General features: G+C 62.0%; 25 protein-coding genes and 1 riboswitch. Of the genes, 11 read left to right on the forward strand and 14 right to left on the reverse strand.

What is annotated here, in order from left to right; all coding sequences use genetic code 11:
• Positions 1-248 precede the first annotated feature (248 nt).
• Genes FN835_RS16065 through FN835_RS16075 form a run of 3 tightly spaced genes read left to right on the forward strand, consistent with a single transcriptional unit; the run spans position 249 to position 3225 of the window.
• Complete coding sequence (locus FN835_RS16065) at positions 249-998, forward strand: NAD kinase (protein ID WP_142664248.1); 750 nt, start codon at positions 249-251, stop codon at positions 996-998.
• Positions 999-1030: 32 nt separating this feature from the next.
• Positions 1031-2626: a peptide chain release factor 3 gene (locus FN835_RS16070; RefSeq protein ID WP_142664249.1), complete on the forward strand. Its 1596-nt coding sequence runs from the start codon at positions 1031-1033 to the stop codon at positions 2624-2626.
• Complete coding sequence (locus FN835_RS16075; RefSeq protein WP_142664250.1) at positions 2623-3225, forward strand: hypothetical protein; 603 nt, start codon at positions 2623-2625, stop codon at positions 3223-3225. Before FN835_RS16070 ends, FN835_RS16075 begins: the two co-directional genes overlap by 4 nt.
• Here FN835_RS16075 and FN835_RS16080 read toward each other — a convergent pair.
• The gene (locus FN835_RS16080) at positions 3222-3644 is read right to left on the reverse strand and encodes an OsmC family protein (protein ID WP_142664251.1); all 423 of its coding nucleotides are present in this window, start codon (positions 3642-3644) and stop codon (positions 3222-3224) included. The two genes, FN835_RS16075 and FN835_RS16080, sit on opposite strands and share 4 nt — an antisense overlap.
• A 103-nt stretch (positions 3645-3747) precedes the next feature.
• Between FN835_RS16080 and FN835_RS16085 the strand changes: the two genes are divergently transcribed.
• Together FN835_RS16085 and copM are read left to right on the forward strand one after the other, a co-directional pair.
• Positions 3748-4641 carry a DMT family transporter gene (locus tag FN835_RS16085; RefSeq protein WP_142664252.1) on the forward strand — a complete coding sequence of 298 codons (894 nt, stop codon included), beginning with the start codon at positions 3748-3750 and terminating at the stop codon, positions 4639-4641.
• Positions 4642-4708: 67 nt separating this feature from the next.
• The gene (copM, locus tag FN835_RS16090) at positions 4709-5062 is read left to right on the forward strand and encodes a CopM family metallochaperone (protein WP_142664253.1); all 354 of its coding nucleotides are present in this window, start codon (positions 4709-4711) and stop codon (positions 5060-5062) included.
• Positions 5063-5104: 42 nt separating this feature from the next.
• Here the strand turns inward: copM and FN835_RS16095 are convergent, their stop codons facing one another.
• A complete protein-coding gene (locus FN835_RS16095; RefSeq protein WP_142664254.1) occupies positions 5105-5536 on the reverse strand; it encodes a 6,7-dimethyl-8-ribityllumazine synthase in 432 nt (143 codons plus the stop codon).
• 65 nt (positions 5537-5601) lie between these two features.
• Positions 5602-5730: riboswitch (FMN riboswitch) on the reverse strand.
• Positions 5731-5762: 32 nt separating this feature from the next.
• Positions 5763-6914, reverse strand: coding sequence for a deoxyguanosinetriphosphate triphosphohydrolase (locus tag FN835_RS16100; protein ID WP_142664255.1), 1152 nt, complete (start codon positions 6912-6914; stop codon positions 5763-5765).
• Between the two features lie 74 nt (positions 6915-6988).
• Here FN835_RS16100 and FN835_RS16105 point away from each other — a divergent pair, with 74 nt between their 5' ends.
• Together FN835_RS16105 and xth are read left to right on the forward strand one after the other, a co-directional pair.
• Positions 6989-7324, forward strand: a complete 336-nt coding sequence (locus FN835_RS16105; protein WP_185958723.1) for a HesB/IscA family protein — start codon at positions 6989-6991, stop codon at positions 7322-7324.
• Positions 7325-7375: 51 nt separating this feature from the next.
• The gene (gene xth / locus FN835_RS16110; protein ID WP_142664256.1) at positions 7376-8161 is read left to right on the forward strand and encodes an exodeoxyribonuclease III; all 786 of its coding nucleotides are present in this window, start codon (positions 7376-7378) and stop codon (positions 8159-8161) included.
• 102 nt (positions 8162-8263) lie between these two features.
• Here xth and FN835_RS16115 read toward each other — a convergent pair whose 3' ends face one another.
• The 3 genes from FN835_RS16115 to FN835_RS16125 form a co-directional block, all read right to left on the reverse strand.
• Complete coding sequence (locus FN835_RS16115) at positions 8264-8602, reverse strand: hypothetical protein (RefSeq protein WP_142664257.1); 339 nt, start codon at positions 8600-8602, stop codon at positions 8264-8266.
• Between the two features lie 133 nt (positions 8603-8735).
• Positions 8736-10592: an extracellular solute-binding protein gene (locus FN835_RS16120; RefSeq protein WP_142664258.1), complete on the reverse strand. Its 1857-nt coding sequence runs from the start codon at positions 10590-10592 to the stop codon at positions 8736-8738.
• Between the two features lie 299 nt (positions 10593-10891).
• Complete coding sequence (locus tag FN835_RS16125; protein ID WP_142664259.1) at positions 10892-11473, reverse strand: outer membrane protein; 582 nt, start codon at positions 11471-11473, stop codon at positions 10892-10894.
• A gap of 230 nt (positions 11474-11703) precedes the next feature.
• On the opposite strand from FN835_RS16125, the gene FN835_RS16130 reads away from it, so the two are divergent.
• On the forward strand, positions 11704-12486 hold the full coding sequence (locus FN835_RS16130; RefSeq protein ID WP_142664260.1) for a 3-hydroxybutyrate dehydrogenase: 783 nt from the start codon (positions 11704-11706) through the stop codon (positions 12484-12486).
• Between the two features lie 3 nt (positions 12487-12489).
• On the opposite strand, the gene FN835_RS16135 is transcribed toward FN835_RS16130, so the two are convergent.
• From FN835_RS16135 to FN835_RS16145, 3 genes are all read right to left on the reverse strand, one after another.
• Complete coding sequence (locus FN835_RS16135) at positions 12490-12966, reverse strand: dihydrofolate reductase (RefSeq protein ID WP_142664261.1); 477 nt, start codon at positions 12964-12966, stop codon at positions 12490-12492.
• The gene (locus FN835_RS16140) at positions 12963-13778 is read right to left on the reverse strand and encodes a thymidylate synthase (protein WP_142664262.1); all 816 of its coding nucleotides are present in this window, start codon (positions 13776-13778) and stop codon (positions 12963-12965) included. The genes FN835_RS16135 and FN835_RS16140 overlap by 4 nt, the downstream gene beginning before the upstream one ends.
• A gap of 62 nt (positions 13779-13840) precedes the next feature.
• Positions 13841-14314, reverse strand: a complete 474-nt coding sequence (locus FN835_RS16145) for an Lrp/AsnC family transcriptional regulator (protein WP_142664263.1) — start codon at positions 14312-14314, stop codon at positions 13841-13843.
• Positions 14315-14432: 118 nt separating this feature from the next.
• On the opposite strand from FN835_RS16145, the gene FN835_RS16150 reads away from it, so the two are divergent.
• Positions 14433-14720 (forward strand): hypothetical protein, encoded by a 288-nt coding sequence (locus tag FN835_RS16150; protein WP_185958724.1) that lies wholly within the window; start codon positions 14433-14435, stop codon positions 14718-14720.
• Between the two features lie 9 nt (positions 14721-14729).
• Here FN835_RS16150 and FN835_RS16155 read toward each other — a convergent pair whose 3' ends face one another.
• From FN835_RS16155 to FN835_RS16175, 5 genes are all read right to left on the reverse strand, one after another.
• The gene (locus FN835_RS16155; protein ID WP_142664265.1) at positions 14730-15965 is read right to left on the reverse strand and encodes a glycosyltransferase; all 1236 of its coding nucleotides are present in this window, start codon (positions 15963-15965) and stop codon (positions 14730-14732) included.
• The gene (locus FN835_RS16160; protein WP_142664266.1) at positions 15962-16858 is read right to left on the reverse strand and encodes a glycosyltransferase family 2 protein; all 897 of its coding nucleotides are present in this window, start codon (positions 16856-16858) and stop codon (positions 15962-15964) included. The genes FN835_RS16155 and FN835_RS16160 overlap by 4 nt, the downstream gene beginning before the upstream one ends.
• Positions 16848-17906 carry a glycosyltransferase family 2 protein gene (locus FN835_RS16165; protein WP_142664267.1) on the reverse strand — a complete coding sequence of 353 codons (1059 nt, stop codon included), beginning with the start codon at positions 17904-17906 and terminating at the stop codon, positions 16848-16850. Before FN835_RS16165 ends, FN835_RS16160 begins: the two co-directional genes overlap by 11 nt.
• Entirely contained in the window at positions 17903-19258 is a 1356-nt protein-coding gene (locus FN835_RS16170; RefSeq protein ID WP_142664268.1) for a lipopolysaccharide biosynthesis protein, read from the reverse strand. The genes FN835_RS16165 and FN835_RS16170 overlap by 4 nt, the downstream gene beginning before the upstream one ends.
• A 285-nt stretch (positions 19259-19543) precedes the next feature.
• A complete protein-coding gene (locus FN835_RS16175) occupies positions 19544-20251 on the reverse strand; it encodes a sugar transferase (RefSeq protein ID WP_246098770.1) in 708 nt (235 codons plus the stop codon).
• Between the two features lie 870 nt (positions 20252-21121).
• Between FN835_RS16175 and FN835_RS16180 the strand changes: the two genes are divergently transcribed.
• Positions 21122-21367, forward strand: a complete 246-nt coding sequence (locus tag FN835_RS16180) for a sulfotransferase (protein WP_142664269.1) — start codon at positions 21122-21124, stop codon at positions 21365-21367.
• Positions 21368-21412: 45 nt separating this feature from the next.
• Positions 21413-22003, forward strand: coding sequence for a sulfotransferase (locus FN835_RS16185; RefSeq protein WP_281285418.1), 591 nt, complete (start codon positions 21413-21415; stop codon positions 22001-22003).
• The last annotated feature ends 19 nt before the right edge of the window (positions 22004-22022 follow it).

Below are 22022 nucleotides of genomic sequence, written 5' to 3' on the forward strand. Positions count from 1 at the left end.
CAGCTCGATCTCGTCGCGCTGGCGCCCAAGTTCCTGGCGGATCGCCCCAAAAACGGCCGGGTCCCGGCTGTCCAGCGTCTCGGTGAAGAATCCGGTATTGCTCATGTGGTCCTCATGCAAAAACGGCTTGGCGGGGTTCTAAACGGTTTTGTAACTGCCCGCTAGGATGGATGCGACGCAGGGGCGGTAGATATTCCATGCCATCGCAGGGGCTTGCGTCCGCGCCGCGCCCGGCCATGATGGCGGGCATGAAAATGCATTTCATCGCCAGCACGACCGAAACCGCCGTAGGTGCCGCCGAACGCCTGTCGGAACGCTATGGCCACGTCCCCATCCGCGAGGCCGAGGTGATCGTGGCACTGGGCGGCGACGGGCTGATGCTGTCGGTCATGCATCAGAACCGCGGCCTGCCGGTCTATGGCATGAACCGCGGCACCATCGGTTTCCTGATGAACCATTTTTCCGAAGAACGGCTGGTCGAACGCATCACCGCCGCCGAGGAAACGGTGGTGAACCCCTTGGCCATGACCGCCTGCACGATGGACGGCCATGAACATTGCGCGTTGGCGATCAACGAAGTCAGCCTGCTGCGGGCGGGACCGCAGGCGGCACGGCTGCGCATCAGCGTGAATGGTCGGGTGCGGCTGCAGGAACTGGTCTGCGACGGTGTGCTGCTTTGCACGGCGGCGGGTTCGACGGCCTATAACTATTCCGCGAACGGGCCGATCCTGCCGCTGGATTCCGACGTTCTGGCGCTGACGCCGATTGCAGCCTTTCGTCCCCGGCGCTGGCGCGGGGCGATCCTGCCGAAAGATGCCGTGGTGCGGTTCGACGTGCTGGACCTTGATAAGCGTCCGGTCATGGCCGACGCGGATTCGCGCGGCGTCGATTCCGTGTCATGGGTCGAGATCCGGACCGAAACCTCGATCAAGCATCGGCTGCTGTTCGATCCGGGCCATGGGCTTGATGAAAGGCTGATGCGCGAACAATTCGTTTGAGGCTGCAAGCGGGGCAGGGTAAAGCGCGGAGCATGACAAACATGCCCGTCCTTCCGCCCGAAATCGCCCGCCGCCGGACCTTTGCGATCATTTCGCACCCCGACGCCGGCAAGACCACCCTGACCGAGAAGTTCCTGCTTTTCGGCGGTGCCATCCAGATGGCAGGGCAGGTCCGCGCCAAGGGCGAGGCGCGGCGCACACGTTCCGACTTCATGAAGATGGAACAGGACCGCGGCATCTCGGTTTCCGCCTCGGCCATGTCGTTCGAATTCGGGCAATATCTGTTCAATCTGGTCGATACCCCCGGCCACAGCGATTTTTCGGAAGACACCTACCGGACGCTGACGGCGGTGGATGCGGCGATCATGGTGATCGACGGCGCGAAGGGCGTCGAATCCCAGACCCGCAAGCTGTTTGAGGTTTGCCGCCTGCGCGATCTGCCGATCCTGACCTTTTGCAACAAGATGGACCGCGAAAGCCGCGACACCTTCGAGATCATCGACGAGATTCAGGAAAATCTGGCGATCGACGTGGCCCCGGCATCCTGGCCCATCGGCATGGGGCGCGATTTCATCGGTGCCTATGACCTGCTGCACGACCGGCTGGAAATCATGGACCGCGCCGACCGCAACAAGGTCGCGGAATCGATCAAGATCACCGGCCTTGACGATCCGAAGCTGGCCGACCACATCCCCGCCGAGCAGCTGGAAAAGCTGCGTGAGGAATTGGAGATGGCGCGCGAACTGCTGCCCGCCTTCGACCGGAAGGCGTTTTTGGAAGGCCATCTGACGCCGATCTGGTTCGGCAGCGCGATCAACAGCTTTGGCGTCAAGGAATTGATGTCGGGCATCGGCGAATACGGGCCGCAGCCGCAGCCGCAGAACGCATCCGAACGCCAGATCAGCCCGGATGAAAAGCCGGTGACGGGTTTCGTCTTTAAGGTGCAGGCCAATATGGACCCCAAGCATCGCGACCGGGTGGCGTTTGTGCGGCTGGCAAGCGGACATTTCGAACGCGGCATGAAGCTTTTGCATGTGCGGTCGAAAAAGCCGATGGCAGTGTCGAACCCCGTGCTGTTTCTGGCCGCCGACCGCGAACTGGCCGAAGAGGCATGGGCGGGCGACATCATCGGCATCCCGAACCATGGCCAGCTGCGCATCGGCGATGCACTGACCGAGGGGGAAACCCTGCGTTTCACTGGCATTCCCAGCTTTGCGCCGGAATTGCTGCAGACCGTGCGCGCGGGCGATCCGATGAAGGCCAAGCATCTGGAAAAGGCGCTGATGCAATTCGCCGAGGAAGGCGCGGCCAAGGTCTTCAAGCCCATGATCGGCTCGGGCTTTATCGTCGGCGTTGTGGGCGCGCTGCAATTCGAGGTGCTGGCCAGCCGGATCGAGATCGAATACGGCCTGCCGGTGCGCTTTGAATCGTCGCAATTCACCAGCGCCCGCTGGGTCGCGGGCCCCAAGGATAAGGTCGAAGCCTTTGCCAATGCCAATAAGGGGCATATGGCGCAGGACCATGACGGCGATCTGGTCTATCTGACCCGTCTGCAATGGGACATCGACCGTGTGCAGCGCGACCATCCCGAATTGAAGCTGACCGGCACCAAGGAAATGATGGTGTGACGCTTCAGAACCGCGTGTTTCCCACGGGCGAAATTGTCGCCCGCCCGTTTCGGGGCGAATGGATGGGAAATCGCGGTATTCTGCATGACGACCAGCGACGGCTTGGCGCCGCGCGCTGGCGGCACAAGAACTGGATTTGCTGCGCGCTGGAATTTCGGGGCCGCCACCGTCAGGTGATGCGGCCCCGAAATTATACGGAGCTGTTCTTTCTGGACGATGCGACGGCGCTTGCCGTCGGGCACCGCCCCTGCGCGGAATGCCGGAATGCGGATTACCGCCGGTTCAAGGCGGTCTGGGAAGAATGCTTCGGCCCCGCTTTTGCCACCGAGATCGATCGGGCGCTGCATCTTGCGCGGGTCGGCCGGGACAGAAGGCAGTTGCGGCATCGCGGACAAGCCAGGGATCTGCCCGATGGCGCGATGTTTGTGACGGATCGTGTGTGGCTGGTCTGGGCCGGGCAGGCCCATGAATGGCACGAGCAGGGATATGGCAGCCCGACGGCATTGCCCGCAGCGGATGTGCAGGTGCTGACGCCTGCGCCGATGGTTCGGGTGCTGGCTGCGGGATATCACCCGCAGCCGCATGTTTCGCTGGCTTAGGCCACCGTCACGTCCAGCGTGATCTCGGCGTTCAGCACCTTGCTGATGGGGCAGCCTTTTTCGGCCATTTTCGCGGCTTCCTCGATCACGGCCTTGTCGCCATTGCCGGAAATCGTCGTGGTCAGATGCGCGGTCTTGATGGCAAAGCCGTCGCCATCCTTGTCCAGCCCGATCTTGGAGGTGGTCTGGATTTTCACATCCGTCACGCCCTTGCCTTCAAGGATCATCGACAGCGCCATGCTGAAGCAGGCGGCATGGGCCGCGCCGATCAGTTCTTCGGGGTTGGTGCCCGGCTCGCCCTCGAACCGCTGCTTGAAGCCATAGGGCAGGTCATTCAGCGCACCGGATTTGGTCGAAACCAGACCCTTGCCGTCTTTCAGGCCACCTTCCCATTTCGCCGAACCATGATTGACGATCATTGCCGATCTCCTTTTGGTGAATGAGTTGCGCGGGCACAACGCAGCCCGGCTTGAGCAGGTTCAATTCTGCCCCTATTCCATGACGGTATGGTAGGGGGGACGGATGCCATATTACGAACTTGCGGCCTTTGGCGCGGCGATCTGCTGGTCGGTCACGGGGCTTATCGCCGCCGGTTCGGTCGCGGCACTTGGGCCATTTGCCTTCAACAGATTGCGCTGGACGGTCGTGTTCGCGATCCTGCTGCTGATCGTCTTGCTAAGCGGTCGCATCGCAAGCGTGGCCCAGCCGGGGTATTGGCGCATCGCCGCGTCGGGAATTCTGGGCGTGTTTCTGGGCGACATGATGCTGTTCATGACGATGGTGCGCCTTGGCCCACGCCGCACGGGCGCGCTGTTTGCGCTGAACGCGCCCATCGCCGCGCTGCTGGGTTGGCTGTTTCTGGCCGAGGAGCTGTCGCTGCAGGCCTCTGCCGGGATATGTCTTGCGACGGCGGGGATCGCGCTGGCCGTGCTGGGGCGTACGGGCCGGTCCGGCCAGCATCGCTTCGAGGAGGTGAAGGGGCCGGTCTGGATCGCGGTCGGCATGGGTGTGCTGGCGGCGACGGGGCAGGCCACGGGCTCGCTCATGGCGCGCCCGGTCATGGCGCAGGGGTTCGACCCCTATGTCGCCTCGATGATCCGTATCGGGGTCGCGGCGGTCGCGCAGGTGGCGATGATGACGCTGCCCGTGCCGTTCTTTCGCGCCAAGTCAAAGATTACGCCGCGCATTTTCGTGATGACCGCGCTTTCGGGCATCGTCGCCATGGTCATCGGCATGACGCTGCTGCTGTTTGCCCTGCAAGGCGGCAAGGTCGGCATCGTATCCACACTGTCCGCGCTGTCGCCCGTGCTGATCCTGCCAGTGCTTTGGGTGCTGACCGGCGCGCGCCCATCCGGCACGTCATGGCTGGGCGCGGTGCTGGCCGTCATCGGCATGTCGCTGATTTTCCTGCGCTGACGGGCTTGTCACTTGCCTTCGCGCCCGCCCCCTGCATCCTTGGCGGTGTAATTTAGGGAGAATACCGATGATCCGAACCGCAGCCCTTGCGCTGACCCTGATCCCCGGCCTTGCCATGGCGCAGGACCACAGCGGACATGGCGCGTCCAGCACGACCCCAGACAGCGCCTCGACCGCCGGGTATGAGGCGGCGATGGAGACGATGCACCAAGGGATGATGGTCCAGTATACCGGCGATGCGGATGTCGATTTCATGCGCGGCATGATCCCGCATCATCAGGGGGCCATCGACATGGCCAAGGTCGTTCTGGAACACGGCAAAGACCCCGAGGTCCGCAAACTGGCCGAGGAAGTCATCACCGCGCAGGAAGCGGAAATCAAGATGATGCAGGACTGGCTGACCAAGCATGACGGGCATTAGGACCGGCGTGAAGGGCGGCTGACACGCCGCCCTTATCAGCGTTCAGCCGATCGCGGCGCGGGCCTTGCCGATGGCCAGCGCGGCATTCGCAGCCTCGCGGCCCTTTTGCACGAAATGCTCGCGGAAGATCGCGGTGTGATGCTCGGTCTCCTGATAATGATGCGGCGTCAGCGATACCGACAGCACCGGAACCCCCGTCTCTAATCCGGCCTGCATCAGACCTTGCACGACGGCAGCCGCCACGAAATCGTGGCGATAGATGCCGCCATCCACGACCAGCGCCGCACACGCGACCGAGCCATAGCGCCCGGTCCGCGCCAGATCGCGCGCCATCAGCGGCATTTCGAACGCGCCGGGCACATCGAACACATCGACCTGCTCGCGCGGGATGATCTGGCAGAAACCTTCCAGCGCCTGATCGACAATATCCGCGTGCCAGGCGGCTTTGACAAAGGCGTAACGGGTGTGTGTCATCATGATCCCTTTCCAAAGTGACACGTCACCCAAGGCGATCACGCAGCGATCCCGCGAACGGGGTCACACGCTCTCTTTCATCCGGACTATGACCGTCGGCCCAGGAGTTTCACCTGATCTGCTGACCCCTTCGAAAAGGGCGCTCGCGGGCTGTAACCGCCGGTGGGGAATTTCGCCCCGCCCTGAGAACAGCCGATTGATGCCAAGCTTCCGCGTGACTTGCAAGTCAGCGCAAAAGCCTTTCCGCCTCGGCGATGGCATAGCGATCGGTCATGCCCGCGACGTAATCAAGAACGACGCGCGCGCGTTCGGTGTCACCTTGCGCGGCATCCATCGCCTGCGTCCAATGCGCGGGCATTTTCGACGGATCGTTCAGATATAGCGGGAAAAGTCCGTTCAGCATGTCGGTCGCTCTTTTGCGTTCCACAACAACCGAAGGGGCGCGATACATGCGCTGAAACAGGAAGGACTTGATCGCCTTGAGGTTCTGATAAAGCGGCTTGGAAAAGCGGATGATCGGGCCGTCCATGTCGCGGATTTCATGCACGCTTGTCGGCTGCAGGCTGGTCAGGCGGTTCTGGGCCACCGCGATCACATCCTCAACCATGACGCCAAAGACGCGGCGCAGCGCCTCATGCCGGCGGCGCATGGGGTCAAGGCCGGGATGCAGGCGGTCCACCTCGGCGAATGCCTCGCCGACGACGGGCAGTTCGGCAAGATCTTCCTCGGTGAACAGTTTGGCGCGCAGCCCGTCATGCAGGTCGTGGTGGTTATAGGCCACGTCATCAGCAACGGCGGCCACCTGCGCCTCGGCGCTGGCATTGGTGTGCAGTTCCAGATCCCACTGGGCGTTCACCTCGGCCAGCGCATAGGGCAGGGGGCCGGTGACCGGGCCGTTATGCTTGGCGATACCTTCAAGGCTTTCCCATGTCAGGTTCAGCCCATCGAAATCGGCGTAATGCCGTTCCAGCCGCGTGACGATGCGCAAGGCCTGCGCATTGTGATCGAACCCGCCATAGGGTGCCATCAACTCGGCCAGCGCGTCCTCTCCGGTATGGCCAAAGGGGGGATGGCCCAGATCATGTGCCAGCGCCACCGTTTCGGCCAGATCGGCATTCAGGTGCAGCGCGCCCGCGATGGTGCGGGCAACCTGCGCCACCTCGATCGTGTGGGTCAGGCGGGTGCGGAAATAATCGCCGCGATAGGCCTGACCGTCATGTTCCACAAAGACCTGTGTCTTGTGTTTCAGCCGCCGGAAGGCGCTGGAATGGATGATCCGGTCGCGGTCGCGCTGCCAGGGGCTGCGAAAGGTGGACATGCGCTCGGGCCAGTGGCGGCCCCGGCTGTCTTCGGGCTGGCAGGCATAAGGTGCGGTCATCTTGGCGGCGTTCCTTGCGGGTTGTTGCCCTGAACCCTATATTCCACATCTGAAGACGGAAACGGGAACGCCCCATGAACCTGGACTTGAACCTGCCCCCCAAGGTCACCGAACGCGCATTCGCGCGGCTGGCCGAAATCAACGCGGATGGTCCGGCGCGCCCCCTGCGCATCGCGGTGCTGGGCGGCGGGTGTTCGGGCTTTCAATATGACATCAAGCTGGATGCGCCTGCCGATGACGATCTGGTACTGAACGGTGCCGGCCAAAGCGTCGTGGTCGATCCGGTTTCGCTGCCCTTTCTGACGGGCGCGGTCATCGATTTCACCGATGAACTGATCGGCGCGCGTTTCGTCATCGAAAACCCGAACGCCACATCGTCCTGCGGCTGCGGCACCTCCTTCGCAATCTGATCTGTCTGCCGCCTCTGGTCATGGGCGGGGCGCGCGGCTAGTCTGCGCGCCATGAAGATCGCGACATTCAACATCAACGGCGTTCGCGCCCGTATCGAAACCCTGACCGGCTGGCTGTCCGAAGCCCAGCCCGATGTGGTCGTGCTGCAGGAAATCAAGACGCAGGACGAAGGCTTCCCGGCCGAGCCGATCGCCGATCTGGGCTATAACATCGAAACCCACGGGCAAAAGGGCTTCAATGGCGTCGCGATTCTGTCACGCTACCCGATCGAGGACGTGATGCGCGGCCTGCCGGGCGACGATACGGACGAACAATCCCGCTATATCGAGGCGACGGTGGTGGGCGATCGCGCCATCCGCATCGCTGGGCTCTACCTGCCCAACGGCAACCCGTTTCCGGGCCCGAAATTCGACTACAAGCTGGCATGGATGGAACGGCTTCGCGCGCGCGGCCAGGCATTGCTGGCTGCCGAAACCCCCGCCGTGATGCTGGGCGATTTCAACGTCATTCCCGAACCGCGCGACGCGGCCCATCCCGAACGTTGGCTGGACGATGCGCTGTTTCAACCCGAAAGCCGCGCCAGCCTGCGCCGCATCATCCATGACGGCTGGACCGAGGCCGTGCGCCTGCGCGACCCCGACGCCACGCGCGGCCCCTTTACCTTCTGGGACTATCAGGCGGGCGCCTGGCAAAAGGATAACGGCATCCGCATCGACCATATCCTGCTGTCGCCGCAAGCCGCCGATCTGCTGGTTGATCTGGGGATCGACCGCGACGAACGTGCCAAGGACAAGCCCAGCGATCACGTCCCGGTCTGGGTCACGCTGGACGCCTGAACAAGCAGCCTGACCGCCCGCATCTTCTTGGTTCTGAAAATACCACGGGGGAGTCCCGAAGGGACGGGGGCAGCGCCCCCTTGCTGCGTCCCCGACAGCGGTTCAGTCGCCGTCGTCACGCACCTCGTCGTCATCACCGAAACGTGCGTCGTCGTCGTATTCATCCTCGCCTTCGCCGACATATTTCGACGACAGCGCGATCGAGTGGTTGTCATGGGACGGGTCCATGATGACGTCGGACGGGATTTCGCCGGACAGCCATTCACGGATTTCATCCTTGGTCTCGTCGATTTCCTGGCCAGTCACCTCGGCGATGTAACGGATGAAGGCGCGCTGGTCGCCGTCGATCTCATCCAGTTCCGCCTCATCCGCTTCGGGCCATTTCTCGACAATGGCCTCGAAAAAGGCTGGCCAGTTCTCGCTGACATGGGCCCATTTCATCAGTATCCGCCTCCTCCTCCGACGCCGCCTTGAACCATGCGCGAGGCGCCGGTGATGTCTTCGCCGACACCTGCGACGGTGTTGCATCCGGCCAACGCCAGAAGGGCGATAAGAGTTGCGGTCCTGATCACTTTCACTTCCTTTCTTCTTGCCACCAGGTTTCCGGCATGAATCCGGGCCAATCCCCGTAAAGTGGCGTCTTTTCAGGATAATGCAGGTTTGCCCGGTGCGCCAAGCGTGAAATCCGCGGTGTGCTGACCGGGATCACATATCGTCCGGCGGTCAGCACGCGATCCAGTGCCCGCACGGCTGCATGAAAATCCTCGTCCGAGGTGGCGCGACCCATCTCGGCGATCATCGCCTCGGCTGCGGGCGAATCCATGCCCATCCAGTTCTTGGTTCCGGTGGCCTTGACCCCGGCGGAACCCCAGTAAAGCATCTGCTCATTGCCTGGCGACAGCGACAGGCCGCGTTCATACCACGTCATGTCGAACTGATAGTTGTTTGTGCGTTCGACATATTGCGCGGTATCCAGCATGGTCACCTGCGGGCGGATGCCAAGATTTCGCAGCGACTCGACGAAGATATTGACGATCTGGCGCACTTCGGCACTGGACCGCATGGCGCTGCCCGACTGGTTCAGCAAGATCTCGAAGGCAAAGGGCTGGCCCTGAGCATTGCGCAATTCGCCGTTCTGCACGGTCCAGCCCGCTTCTCGCAGATGTTCCAGTGCGGCGCGGATGCCCTTGCGGTCGATGGCGCGGTCGCCTCCGGGGGGCAGGGTATAGCCGTCCAGCGTGCCGGGCAGCAGATCGCGGGCAAAGGGTGCCAGCAGTTCTGCCTCGCGTCCCGTGGCGGGGCCGGGTTGCATGGCCAGATCAGAGTTCGAGAAATAGCTGGTGATCCGCGCGTCCTTGCCGCCGGTCAGCGTCATATTCATGAACTGGTAGTTGAACGCCTCGATCATGGCTTGCCGCACGCGCCAATCGGCAAAGACCGGATTGCGGGTATTCATCACCAGACCCATGATCCCGGAAGGACGTTCGTTGCCGATCTCGGACTTGACGATCCGGCCCTCGCGCACGGCGGGAAAGTCGAAGTCGCGTTCCCAGCGCGCCGCGACAAGTTCGCGCCACATATCCGTCTCACCGGCCTTGAAGGCTTCGAACATGGCCGAGCTGTCGCCGAAATAGTCATAGCGGATGACGTCGAAATTATGCAGCCCGCGGTTCACCGCCAGATCGCGGCCCCAGTAATCGGGATTGCGGCGAAAGGTGATGGCGCGTCCCGCATCCACCTTGTCGATCACATAGGGCCCGGAACCGATCGGGACCATCAGCCCGGATTTGTCGAAATCCCGGCCCTCCCATTGCGCTTTCTTCAGGATAGGGCGCATCCCCATCAGCATCGCCAATTCACGGTCGGCGGTGTTGAAGGTGAAGCGGACGGAACGCGGGCCGGTCTGCTCCATCTTTTCGACCTTGGCCCAGACCGATGTATAGCGCGGATGCCCCTTGGTCCCCAATGTCTCATAGGACCACATCACGTCGTCGACGGTGACGGGGCTGCCATCGGAAAAGCGGGCATCCGGGCGCAGGGTGAATTCGACCCATGACCTTGCGTCATCCGTCTCGACGCTTTCGGCCAGAAGCCCGTAAAGCGTGAACGGCTCGTCGATTGAACGCATCATCAGGGATTCAGTCAGCAGACCCGGCTGGGTAAAGATCGGCCAGACCGGATTGCCCATCAGGATCCACGGGTTGAGCGAATCGAAAGTGCCCGATTCCGAAAGGCGAATCGTGCCGCCCTTGGGCGCGTCCGGGTTGGTATAGGGAAGATGGGTAAATCCCGGCCCCAGGGCAGGTTCTCCATACATTGCAATGGCATGGCTGGGTTCGGCGGGGCTTGCCAGCGGCATGGATGCAACACACACGCTAAGCGCGAGCGTCCGCCAGAATGCGGAATCGTGGGCAAATCTAAAGAATCGCATGCTCGATGGCCCTGATTTTCGGGTCGCTGGTTTTGTTGAAGATCAGAATAGCTGTCCGTTTGGGCAAGGGCAAACTTACCCATTGGACTCATCTGGGGAAAAGCGTATAGATAACTCACTGCTCGATAGGTTTCTTGCCTGTATGAAACCTGCCTCATGACTTGCGCCCGCCTTGTGCGGGCGTTTTTTTTGTTCTTTGAACACGGCATCCGGCAGCAACGATAATCCCTTCGCTTTACAGCAAAACGCCCCCGGAAAGCCGGGGGCGCTGCATTGGCAGATGATGCGCTATCGCGCGATCAGAAGTGGTAGGAGGCGCGGATCTGCACCAGATCGGTGTCCAGATCGGCATTGTCCACGTCTGCGACGTCTTTGAAGTCGCTGCGCGAGTATTCAGCGCCGACGGTGAATTTTTCGGTGACTTTGAAATCTGCGCCCAGACCATAGGTGATGCCGGTTTCCGACAGGTCGTCGTCGCCCTTGATATGGGCGGCGCCCAGCGTGACGTAGGGCAGGAAGCGGCCCATGTCATAGCCCGCACGTGCGCGCAGACGGATCAGGTCGGCGTCGCCGCCAGCGTCCAGATCGGCCTTGTTATAGTCAAGTTCGCCACCGGCAACGAATTTGCCGAAGTCGCGCTGGTAACCGGCATGTGCGCCGAAACCGTCGAAATCGCTATCGGCCGAAGCGCCCGAATAGTCGAGCTCTGCGTTGCCTTTGCCGTACTGCAGACCGGCGTAGAAACCCGTCCAGTCGCTGGCGTCCACGACGGGCGCGGGAACTGCTTCGATCGGTGCTTCGACGACGGGGGCGACATAGCCACCGGCATTGGCGGCCGAAGCGGCGACGACGGCGAGGGCTGCGTAAGCTGCAATCTTCATGATGTTATCTCGAAAAGTTAAGATTGGGAGGTTTACATAGCACCCTAACGCCTGGGGGACAGGGCAGGTCCGTTCAAGCTATCGAGAGCCTGTCGTGAGGTCGTTACATTCGGCGAAAGTGCGCATGGCAGCCATCGCGCATGCGCAAGGAACCGCTGTCGGGCGGCAGGCTTGTCTCGGCATGAAGAATTTCCCATGCTGCCAGCGCAGCATCAGGTCAGGAGATGGCGATGTTTCAGAAATTCCTTGGCGGCAAGACGGCGATCGTGACCGGATCGAATTCCGGCATCGGGCTGGGCGTTGCGACGGAACTGGCAAAAGCGGGGGCCGATCTGGTTCTGAACAGCTTTACCGACAGCCCCGATGATCACGCGCTGGCCGAAAAGCTGGCATCCGAACATGGCGTTCATGTCCGCTATATTCAGGCGGACATGTCAAAGGCCGAAGATTGCCGCGCGCTGATCGAAATGGCCGGTGCCTGCGATATTCTGGTCAACAATGCAGGCATCCAGCACGTCGCGCCCATTCCCGAATTTCCGGTCGAGAAATGGGATGCGATCATTGCGATCAACCTGAGTTCCGCCTTCCACACCACTGCAGTCGCATTGCCCATCATGCGCAAGGCGGGCTGGGGGCGGGTCATCAATATTGCATCGGCGCATGGTCTGACGGCCAGCCCCTTCAAGGCGGCCTATGTCGCGGCCAAGCATGGCATCGTCGGGCTGACCAAGGTGACGGCGCTGGAGACCGCCCATGAAGCGATCACGGCGAATGCCATCTGTCCCGGCTATGTGCTGACGCCCATCGTCGAAAAGCAGATCCCCGACCAGATGAAGGCCAACAACATGTCGCGCGAAGACGTGATCGCCAAGGTCATGCTGCAGCGTCAGCCTTCGGGGCAATTCGCCACCGTCGAGCAGGTGGGCGGCACGGCGGTATTCCTGTGTTCGCAGGCGGCAGATCAGATCACCGGCACCACGATTTCCGTCGATGGCGGCTGGACCGCGCTTTGACGCTTAACGCCGGATCAATTCGCGCAGGGTGGCGGCGGGGCCGTCACCCGGCAGCACGCGGCGGCTGATTTCCCGCCATTCGCTTTCGTCAAAGGGCGGGAAAAAGGCCTGAGCGTCGTCGATTGTCAGATCCACCTCGGTCAGCAGCAGGCGGTGGCAGATCGGCAGCATCTCATGGAAGATGCTTTCGCCGCCGATGCCCGAGATGCGGGGATAGCCCGCAGCCTGCGCCATGGCGATTGCATCGGTGACGCTGCCGGTGACGTGCTCGGTCAGCCCGGCATCGCGCGACACCACGATGTTCATGCGGTTCTTAAGCGGTTTGAAGGGCAGGCTTTCCCATGTCAGGCGTCCCATGATGACGGCGCTGCCCAGCGTTTCGCGCTGGAACATGCGCAGATCCTCGGGGAGGTGCCACGGGATCTGGTTGTCCTTACCAATGGCCCCGTTCCGGGCGCGCGCGACGACAAGCGAGATCATACGGCCACCGGCGCCTTGATCGCGGGGGCGGGGTCGTAATCCAGAAACTCGAAATCGTCGAAACGGAAATCGAAGATCGAGGCGACGTCCCGCTTGATCCGCAGCCGGGGCAGGGCGCGGGGTTCGCGCGCAAGCTGGGTCTGCACCTGTTCCATATGGTTCAGATAGATATGCGCGTCGCCCATCGTATGGATGAAATCGCCGGGCTCATACCCCGTCACATGTGCCAGCATATGGGTCAGCAGCGCGTAAGACGCGATGTTGAAGGGCACTCCAAGGAACATATCCGCCGAGCGCTGATACAATTGCAGATGCAGCTTGCCGTTCTGCACGCGCACCTGCCACAGCGTATGGCAGGGCGGCAGCGCCATCTGGTCCACCTCGCCGGGGTTCCACGCGGAAACGATCAGGCGGCGGCTGTCGGGCGACGTGCGGATGCGTTCGACCAGCTGGGCAATCTGGTCCACCTCGCCCACGACGACGCGGCCATCCTGTTCGCGGATGGTCGGGAAATGGCGCCACTGGTGGCCGTAGACCGGCCCCAGATCGCCATTCGCATCCGCCCATTCATCCCAGATCGACACGCCGTTTTCCTGAAGATAGCGGATATTCGTGTCGCCCGTCAGGAACCACAGCAGCTCATGCACGATGGAACGCAGATGCAGCTTTTTCGTGGTGACCAGCGGAAACCCTTCGGACAGCGGGTAACGGCACTGCATCCCGAAATATGAGATTGTGCCGGTCCCGGTCCGGTCGGTCGATTCGCTGCCCTGTTCCAATACGGTGCGAAGCGCAGAATGGTATTGGCGCATGGGGTCCCCTTCCAGTCGTCAGATCTAACGACTTAAAGCCAGTGCGCGCCCCTGTCGAGTTCCTAGCGGTTCCTTGTGTCGATCGGGTAGGCGGTCGTGAAGCGGATACGTTCCATCGCGAAATGCGATGTGACGTTCTTGATCGGCACGGCATCGGTCAGCCGCTTATAGAACAGGTCGAACGCCTCCATGCTGGAGATGGCGACACGCAGCAAGTAGTCCATATCACCCGCCATGCGATAGGCTTCCATGATCTCGGGCAGGTTTTCGACGGCGCGGGTGAAATCCTCGCGCCATTCGACGGAATGATTCGGGGCTTCGATCTCGACAAAGACCACGATGCCCAGACCCAGTTGCGACGGGTTCGCCAGGGCCACGCGGCCGGTCAGGACGCCATTCGCCTCAAGCTTTTGAATACGCTTCCAGCATGGGGTTTGGGACAGCCCCACCTTCTCGGCGATTTGCGAGATAGGAAGGGTTGCGTCACGCATCAACTCGGCAACGATCTTACGGTCAATCAGGTCCAGATCAGACATTTTTTCCAATCCTGTCGGCATTGCTTTCGATGAGGAGATTATTCTACCTATAAACGATAAGCAATGTCGTGTATTAATCCGTCATCAGAATTCCACGCAATTCCTGCGAAGGAGCAAGATGATGCTGCAACGATACCCGGTTCACGCCATTTCAACGGCGATGCCTGTCACCGGCGGGCAATTGTTTTCGATCAAGTTGATAGATCGGCGCACGGGCGAGGTGCCCAAGCTGAACGGCAACCCGATCAGCTTTCTGACCAGCACGCCGCGCCAGGCGGTCGAGGAATTGCTGCGCGGCCGCGACCGCGAGAATTGGACTGCGCAGGTCGATCCGGTCGGACCGATGGGCCAGCCGCCCGCGACAGCCGGGCTGGGCAAGGCCAACCCGACGCGTCGGACGATCTGATATTCGGGATCAGCTGGCGGGGCCGCGGCTAATTTGCGGCGACCCGGCCAGCGTTTTTTTGCGGGCCGGACGCGCAGGGGCCAGCACGGGCAGCAATTCTTCGGGCGACTGCACGAAATCCGTGGCTGGGCGGGTCAGCAGCGCCGACTTTGCCGTCCGCACATCGCTGTGTGTCAGGCGGTTCAGCAAAGCGGCAAGTTCAGCCGGATCGGGGCGGGGGATGACGAAGCCCAGCCCGTCCTGCGCGATGCGGCGTCCGGTCTGCGTGTCGGCCAGCCCGATCTGCGGGCAACCGCACCAGCTTGCCTCATAGATGCGGTTGGGCAGCAGCCAGTCGGAATTCGTGCCGCGCTGCCACATGTCCTGCGCCCAGACCAGATCAACCCCTTCATAGGCCTGCGCCAGGCCGTCGGGATAGTGGTATGGGCCGGTCCAGACCGCGTTCGGGCGCTTGGCCAATTCGCTGCGGAAATCCTGCAGGGCATGGTCATGCAGCGCGCCGGAAAAGCGCAGCCGCAGCCGGTCGCCCATCAGGTCCAGCGTCTTGAACAGCAGTTCCGCCGAGGCTTGGCAGCGGATCGAGCCGACAAGCCCCAGCGTGATCGGCGCATCATCCGCGACGGGGGCGGGCATGGTTGGGCGGGCGGGCGCCGCGGTGGGATCAAGGCCCAGCCACAGCTTGTTTTCCACCAGCGCCACGGGGCCGCGATAGCCCTGCATCGGGGCAAAGTAATTCTCGACGAAACCGGGCGAGGACACGACCAGCAACGAGGCATTGGCCAGCACCCGGCGTTCGGCCATCCGCATGACCTGCCCCTTGCGGCCCGGATGGGTCATCAGGTCGTGAATATCCAGACATTCATAGACCAGCGGCGCTGGCGCACGCCCCGCCCGCAGGGCAGCGATGCGGCGTGCGGCCAGCGCGATCATGGCAAGGTCAAGGTTGCGGGCGATGATCAGTTGCGCATCGGCCAGCACGCGCCATTGCGACAGTGCCCGTTTGACCGCGCCGCCCAGTCCCAGCGCGCGGCCCTTGATGTCCTGATGCCGGACCAGCCCCAGATCGATATTCTGCCATTCCGGCGTGAAATCCGGGCTGCCTTCGCGGCGCTGGCAGAATGAGGTGACATGACAGCCAAGCGCCCGCAGCGCCCGGATGCGGCGGATCTGCGACGCCTCGGCCACGTCGAAGCCGAAGACGGCAACGCGCAGCCCTTGGGCCGAAGGAGGGGATGCCTGTTTCATACCGGATCGCTGCCGTAAAGCTGGGCCTGCGGGCGGTTCGTCGTCAGCGCCGCCACGACGCCGCGATGCAATTGGCCGCGCAGATACCAGAAGTTGCGCTTGGTTTCATTATCCGCGTTGCGGCGCTGCTGAAGGCGGCAATAGGCGGCCTTGGCCCCCGCAGTCGCCAACAGCTTGACGCGCGACACGGGCGTGGGTGCGGTGATGATGTGGGTCTGGCCCATGCGGAACCGCCGATTGGCCAGCCATTCCAGCGTCTGCCGGTTCGGCGGCACCACTTCGTTCAGGATACCGCGTGGCGCGGCGACCGTCCGCATCCCCATCCGGGTCAGACGCAGAAAGAATTCTGTATCCTCGCCCCCGGTCGTGCCGCGCTGCAGGTCATAGCGTTCCTTGCACCAGGCCATGCCTTTCCAGCGCATGATCGCATTGCCGCTATTGGCGGTCGGCACGCGCTCCAGTTCCGGGAAGCTGGAGTGGTAGTCGAGTTCGCGCACCCATTTCGGCGTGCCTTGCGGATAATCGGCGACGACCTTGCCGATGGCGCATTCGACGCCTGCGCTGGTCGCGGCGGCCAGCATCTCGGCCAGCCAGTCGGGCGGGGCGATTTCATCATCGTCCAGACTGGCGATCCAGTCGGCATCCGTTACCGCGTCCAGACAGGCATTGCGCGCGATCGAGATATTGCGCGCCGGGGCATGGACGTAAATAAGCGGAAAGGGCAGCGACTTTGCCGCCTGTGTCACGACGGCGCGGGCGCTGTCGGTGTCGTCGTTATCGGCGATGATCAGGCGCAGCTTGTGTTGTTCCAGCCCACGCATCCGTCCGATGGATTCGATCGTCTCGACCACCATCGGGCGCCTGAAGGTGCACATCAGGATGTCAATCCGCATGATGCTGTCTCCGATTGAAAAGAATACCACTTAAAAATCCGGCGCCCCACGGCACATGCATCGCGGCCAGGGCAGGACCGGCCCAAAGCCCGCATGTGCTGGAATGGCGAAATGCCATGGCCAGCGATGCGCCGACCAGCACGGTAAGGTAAAGCATCGGCCAGGCAAGTCCCAATCCGACCAGCCCGCCCAGCCCGAACAGCGCACCCAAGGCCGCCAGCAGCAGCCCGCCCGCGATCAGCACAAGGTTCACCGCTGGCGCGATCTGGCGCATCCGGGGGCGCATGGCGTGTTTGGTGACGGTGCGCGCACGGCCTCTGCCGTAATTCCAGTATTGCCGCGCCAGCTTTTTCATCGTCGGCCGCATCCAGTAATCCAGCCGCAGATCGGCAGCCAGCCAGATGCGCCCGCCCGCTTTGCGCAGACGATGGTCCAGTTCAGCGTCCTCGTTATGGCTGAAGCTGGCATCGTAGCCGCCGACGCGGTGGAACCAGTCCAGCCGCATGGCGGCATGGTGGCCGTGATCGACCTCGCCCGAGGCGCGACCGCCGCGATGGGCCGACCCGCCCGAGCCGACGGGCGTATCCACGATCCATGCAGCGGCGCGCTGGAAGCAGGTCTTGCCGCGCGAATCCATCGGCACCACGACCGAGGCGCAATCATGTTCCACCAGCAGATCCGCCGCCCGCATCGCGTAGCCCGGCGGATATAGCGCATGGGCATCGGCGCGCAGCAGGATGCGGTGTTGCGGTGTGGCGCAAAGCCGGACGGCATGGTTGATGCCCGCCGATTGCAGCCGGGCCGGGTTGTCGATCAGGCGCAGGTTCGGGAATTCGGACGAAAGCCGCGCCACGATTTCGCGCGTGGCATCGCGGCTGCCGCCATCGGCCACAACCACATCGGCCTGCATCAGCCGGGGATCGCCCGCCATCAGCGACCGCAGACAAGGCTCGATCGCTGCGGCTTCGTTCAGGGCGGGGACGACGATCAGCACCTCCTCGCCACGGACGGCGGGGGTCAGGCTGTCGATCTGGGATAGCTGGTTCATGGCGTCACCGTGGCTGAAGGGGTGGCGGGGCTGCGGATCAGGTGGCGCAGGTTTCCAAGGGTAGGGTCGATGCCAAGCCTGCGGCGGCACAGCACGGTCATGGTCGCTTGGCCCAGCAGATGCGCTGCAACCGCGCCCACTGCCGCGCCGACGACGCCGAACAGCGCGCCAAGGCCGCAGATCGCGACCATGCAGCCAAGCGCCCCGGTCAGGTTGCCGGTGAAATCCGACCTGCCATAGCCGCGCGACGACAGCAGCACCGATGCCGGACCAAACAGGATCGAGATGGCGGGGATCAGCAGCATCACCAGCAGCGCGGGATATGCCGCGTCGAACTGGGCCCCGAACCAGCCAAGCGCGGTGCGACCCATCAGCAGAACCAGCGCTGTGCCCAACATCAGCCCGGCCAGCTTGATCGCGCCAGAACTGGCCAGCAGCTTGTCGCGCCGTCCGGGCTGGCCCGCAGCCATTGCCTGCGCGATTCGCGGGCTAAAGGCCACGTCGACCGCGACCACGCCGAAATTGATGATGTTCACGATGGAAAAGGCGACGGCGAACAGGCTGATTTCCGTCCCGGTCAGCACAAGCGCTGCCGTGGCGATCAGGATGGCCTTGCGATATTCGTTCATCACCAGACCCGGCGTCAGCCAAAGGCCAAGCCGCGTCCAGCCCTGCCAGCCCGTGCTGTCGCCGCGCGTTGCGCCCAGAAAGGCGAAGTCGTCGCGCAGCAGGCGGTTCTGGATGACGACCGTGATGCCTTCGGACAGCGCGTAAAGCGCCACGACATGCCACGGCAGCAGCGGGATACGGGCCAGCGCGGCAATGCCCAGCCCCAAGGTCAACACCACGGGGCCGGTCAGCAAGCGCGGCAGCAGCCCCTTGCGCATCACGCCAAGCGCCGTGGCGTGGCGGGCGGTCATGCGTGCCATCGCCACCAGCACGACCGCCAAGGCCATGGCGGCCAATGTCGCGGGCGTCTGGAAAACGGTCAGCCCGCCCAGCCAGACGCCCAGCACCAGCAGCGCAAGGATCGGTGCGGTGATCAGGGCAAGCCGGCGGTTGAAGCGGACGAAGCCTGCCGCCTGATCCCAGCGGTCATTCTGGCGCGCGGGGACGATCGCCCGCATCGATCCCGATTCCACATTCAGCGTGATCAGGATCGACGCGATCTGCGCGATCGAGATGGCTTGCAGTGCGATGCCCGACGCCTCGGGCTGCAGCAGCCGGACCAGCAGCAGCGTCCAAAGCAGGGCCAGCAAATTGGCGCCGACGCGGGCAACGATCAGCAGCATGGAATCGATCAGCCCCGCCGAATGTTCGCGCCCTAGTCGCGGCGTTGCAGCCCTAGTCATGGCACGGACATTTCAACGCGTGAACGCTGGCAATCTGCACGGACGGGGCAGGGCTGGCACTTGGCTGCAATTCGTGTTTTGATTGCAGGATCATGATGGGTATTCTTCTCACAGGGCTTGCCGCAGGTGCCATCGCCGGGTTCATCGCCGCCGGGCTGGCGGGGACGGGCCTGTTGGGCACAGTTTTGGTCATGCTGGCCACCGCGAATCTGGTCGCGCTGGCCGGGTTCGCACTGCGCCTGAGGCGTGAAGACCGAAAGGGCGCCCCGAAAGGCGCCCGCTTGGTCACTTCCCGGTCGCTCCAACAACAACCATCACGGTCCGGGCGAGAATAGAGATATCCATCGGCAGCGAATGGGCCTGCGCGTAATTGCGGTCCATCCGAACACGTTCGTCATAGGAAACATTGTTGCGGCCGCTGACCTGCCACATGCCGGTCAGGCCGGGACGCACCGCGTGATAGGCGTGAACCGAATCACCATAACGCTCCAGCTCGGGCGCGGTGACGGGGCGCGGGCCCACCAGGCTCATGTCGCCGCGGATGATGTTCCACAGCTGAGGCAGTTCATCCAGGCTGGTGCGGCGCAGCGTATGACCCAGCTTGGTGATGCGCGGATCCTTGTCCAGCTTGCGGTTTTCTTCCCATTCGCGACGCGCCTCGGGGTCTTTGTCCAGCAGGTCGTTCAGCCGCTTTTCGGCATCGGGAACCATGGTGCGGAACTTGAGACAGCGGAACTTGCGGCCATCGCGGCCAATGCGTTCATGCCCGAAAATCATGCCCTTACCCTGAAGCCTTACGAAAAAAGCAACAATCAGGATGATGGGCAGAAAGATTGCACCGATCGTCAGGGCGCCACTGACATCAAGCGTTCTTTTACCAACAGTGCTGTACCAATTCTTTTGAAAAATCGGCGCGGGCGACAGCCGCGGTTGCCCCCCCATAGCGTGCCGTTCGAGGGTCTCTGGGATCGGCTTTACGGCGTCAGACAACATAGGTACTCGCTCCTGAAACATGCGCCAAGCATCCGGGTGAATAGAAACTTTCTCTATCGCCCAGATAAATAACAGAACTTCTGTCCTAAACTGTGCTCCGCAGCGGGATTCTGTCAATTGTTCGCGATGATTATTTGCGTTGTTCGGCGGAATTTTGCTGCGCGGCAGAAAACTTCCGACGACTCTGCCTAGAGATTACACCCTGAGATTGAATTACTGCCATATGACGGTCGGAAAGCATTTCCATACTAATTCTCGTGTCACTGAAAACATTAAAATTTTACCGGACAGTAAGGATTGATTCTTTTGGCGTCTAACAACTTTTGGTTGCCAATCTATACATTCCGCAATTGGCGGAATTTCGCTTATACGGTATTTTTGTAAGTCGATGTGCTTAACTATTGCACAGGCATCTATGCCCTTATGGGTAGTATTATCATTTTGGCATCAAGTGGATATAGACAGATTTTGCTGCTTGATCGACACTGTATAGATAGGCGCATCTTTGCCGATTATATGTTCTTAATGAGTTTAAGCGGGTGGCAGGGTTTCCGATCTAACCTGTGCTGGCAGCAGTTCCTATGCCTTTGCCCGGATGTGCTGAAAATTCCCAGCTTCGGGCCGTCGGGCAAGTCGGCGGCCCGAAGTTTCACCACATCTGAAGCCCGCCCAAGCCGGGCGCGAGGTGCATCGTGACGCTACATCTTGGGATAGAAAGTGCAGATTTGCTGCGGTGCAGCACGAAAACCTGCCGGAAGTGCGACATAAGTGTCATTTCGACCGTAGTTTTGGCTATATTACTTGGCAGTATTCGATTGGAAACCGGCGGTCGCCTGTAAACGGGCGGGCCGATGTGGACAGGTCAAGCATATGGAGATGGATGCCCATATCGGACATCTTGCGGCGCCCCTTCCAAAGGGCGACCAAAAGCTGGTCGATTTCATTGTGATCGGCACGATGCGCGCAGGAACCACGTTGCTGCATGACATTCTGGCCCGTCATCCGCAAATCTCGATGGCGCGGATGAAAGAGACGGACTATTTCATCGCCGAGAAAAACTATCCACGCGGGAATGATTGGTATGTCTCGCAATTTGACGTTGAAAAGCCACTTTGAGGCGAGATCAGCCCGAACTATTCCAAGCTTCGCGATTTTCCCGGTGTGCCAAAGCGGATATTCGAAGCCTGCCCCGATGTGCGGCTGATATACCTGCTGCGTGATCCCGTCGCGCGTGCGGTTTCGCAATATACCCATGCTTGGAACATGGGCCGACTGCGCAAAACCCCCGCCGAGCTTGCAGGCCAGCACCAGTTCCAAAGCATCATGGACGCAAGCCACTATGCCCGCCAACTGCGGGCATATCTGGATTATTTCCACCCCGATCAGATCCTTGTTCTGGATTTCGAGACGCTTCTTTCTGCGCCGCAGGGGCATCTGGATGCGATCCTGCGCCATATCGGTGCGGAGCCGATGGGGGTGCCGACACTGTCGGCACATAACGGCAATGACGAATTGGAAAGGGTGCCGAAATCCATGCTGCGGCTGACGCATGGGCGTCTGCGCCCGCTGCTGACGCGGTTGGTGGGTCCGAAGATGCGCGGGCAATTGCGCAGGCTGATGGCGCGCGGACCAAGGCGTGGTGCGCCGGGCTTTCCCGACGCGCTGCTGCAGTCAATGCGCGACGATCTGGCCGAGGACACCCGCCGCTTGCGTCATATGACGGGGCAGGAATTCTCGAAGTGGTCGATATAGAGCGACGGGACCGATAGTG

The organism is Paracoccus laeviglucosivorans, assembly GCF_900182695.1.
Classification (GTDB): domain Bacteria; phylum Pseudomonadota; class Alphaproteobacteria; order Rhodobacterales; family Rhodobacteraceae; genus Paracoccus; species Paracoccus laeviglucosivorans.

Excerpts from the sequence above, each read along its gene's own strand:
- FN835_RS16100 (WP_142664255.1), bottom strand. The coding sequence starts at position 6,914 with ATGACCGCACCTTATGCCTGCCAGCCCGAAGACAGCCGGGGCCGCCAC.
- copM (WP_142664253.1), top strand. The coding sequence starts at position 4,709 with ATGATCCGAACCGCAGCCCTTGCGCTGACCCTGATCCCCGGCCTTGCC.
- FN835_RS16070 (WP_142664249.1), top strand. The coding sequence starts at position 1,031 with ATGACAAACATGCCCGTCCTTCCGCCCGAAATCGCCCGCCGCCGGACC.
- FN835_RS16095 (WP_142664254.1), bottom strand. The coding sequence starts at position 5,536 with ATGACACACACCCGTTACGCCTTTGTCAAAGCCGCCTGGCACGCGGAT.
- FN835_RS16105 (WP_185958723.1), top strand. The coding sequence starts at position 6,989 with ATGAACCTGGACTTGAACCTGCCCCCCAAGGTCACCGAACGCGCATTC.
- FN835_RS16165 (WP_142664267.1), bottom strand. The coding sequence starts at position 17,906 with ATGAACCAGCTATCCCAGATCGACAGCCTGACCCCCGCCGTCCGTGGC.
- FN835_RS16115 (WP_142664257.1), bottom strand. The coding sequence starts at position 8,602 with ATGAAATGGGCCCATGTCAGCGAGAACTGGCCAGCCTTTTTCGAGGCC.
- FN835_RS16130 (WP_142664260.1), top strand. The coding sequence starts at position 11,704 with ATGTTTCAGAAATTCCTTGGCGGCAAGACGGCGATCGTGACCGGATCG.
- FN835_RS16150 (WP_185958724.1), top strand. The coding sequence starts at position 14,433 with ATGATGCTGCAACGATACCCGGTTCACGCCATTTCAACGGCGATGCCT.
- FN835_RS16145 (WP_142664263.1), bottom strand. The coding sequence starts at position 14,314 with ATGTCTGATCTGGACCTGATTGACCGTAAGATCGTTGCCGAGTTGATG.
- FN835_RS16065 (WP_142664248.1), top strand. The coding sequence starts at position 249 with ATGAAAATGCATTTCATCGCCAGCACGACCGAAACCGCCGTAGGTGCC.
- FN835_RS16160 (WP_142664266.1), bottom strand. The coding sequence starts at position 16,858 with ATGCGGATTGACATCCTGATGTGCACCTTCAGGCGCCCGATGGTGGTC.
- FN835_RS16125 (WP_142664259.1), bottom strand. The coding sequence starts at position 11,473 with ATGAAGATTGCAGCTTACGCAGCCCTCGCCGTCGTCGCCGCTTCGGCC.
- FN835_RS16135 (WP_142664261.1), bottom strand. The coding sequence starts at position 12,966 with ATGATCTCGCTTGTCGTCGCGCGCGCCCGGAACGGGGCCATTGGTAAG.
- FN835_RS16120 (WP_142664258.1), bottom strand. The coding sequence starts at position 10,592 with ATGCGATTCTTTAGATTTGCCCACGATTCCGCATTCTGGCGGACGCTC.
- FN835_RS16175 (WP_246098770.1), bottom strand. The coding sequence starts at position 20,251 with ATGTTGTCTGACGCCGTAAAGCCGATCCCAGAGACCCTCGAACGGCAC.
- FN835_RS16080 (WP_142664251.1), bottom strand. The coding sequence starts at position 3,644 with ATGATCGTCAATCATGGTTCGGCGAAATGGGAAGGTGGCCTGAAAGAC.
- FN835_RS16140 (WP_142664262.1), bottom strand. The coding sequence starts at position 13,778 with ATGCGCCAATACCATTCTGCGCTTCGCACCGTATTGGAACAGGGCAGC.
- FN835_RS16180 (WP_142664269.1), top strand. The coding sequence starts at position 21,122 with ATGGAGATGGATGCCCATATCGGACATCTTGCGGCGCCCCTTCCAAAG.
- FN835_RS16155 (WP_142664265.1), bottom strand. The coding sequence starts at position 15,965 with ATGAAACAGGCATCCCCTCCTTCGGCCCAAGGGCTGCGCGTTGCCGTC.
- FN835_RS16085 (WP_142664252.1), top strand. The coding sequence starts at position 3,748 with ATGCCATATTACGAACTTGCGGCCTTTGGCGCGGCGATCTGCTGGTCG.
- xth (WP_142664256.1), top strand. The coding sequence starts at position 7,376 with ATGAAGATCGCGACATTCAACATCAACGGCGTTCGCGCCCGTATCGAA.
- FN835_RS16170 (WP_142664268.1), bottom strand. The coding sequence starts at position 19,258 with ATGACTAGGGCTGCAACGCCGCGACTAGGGCGCGAACATTCGGCGGGG.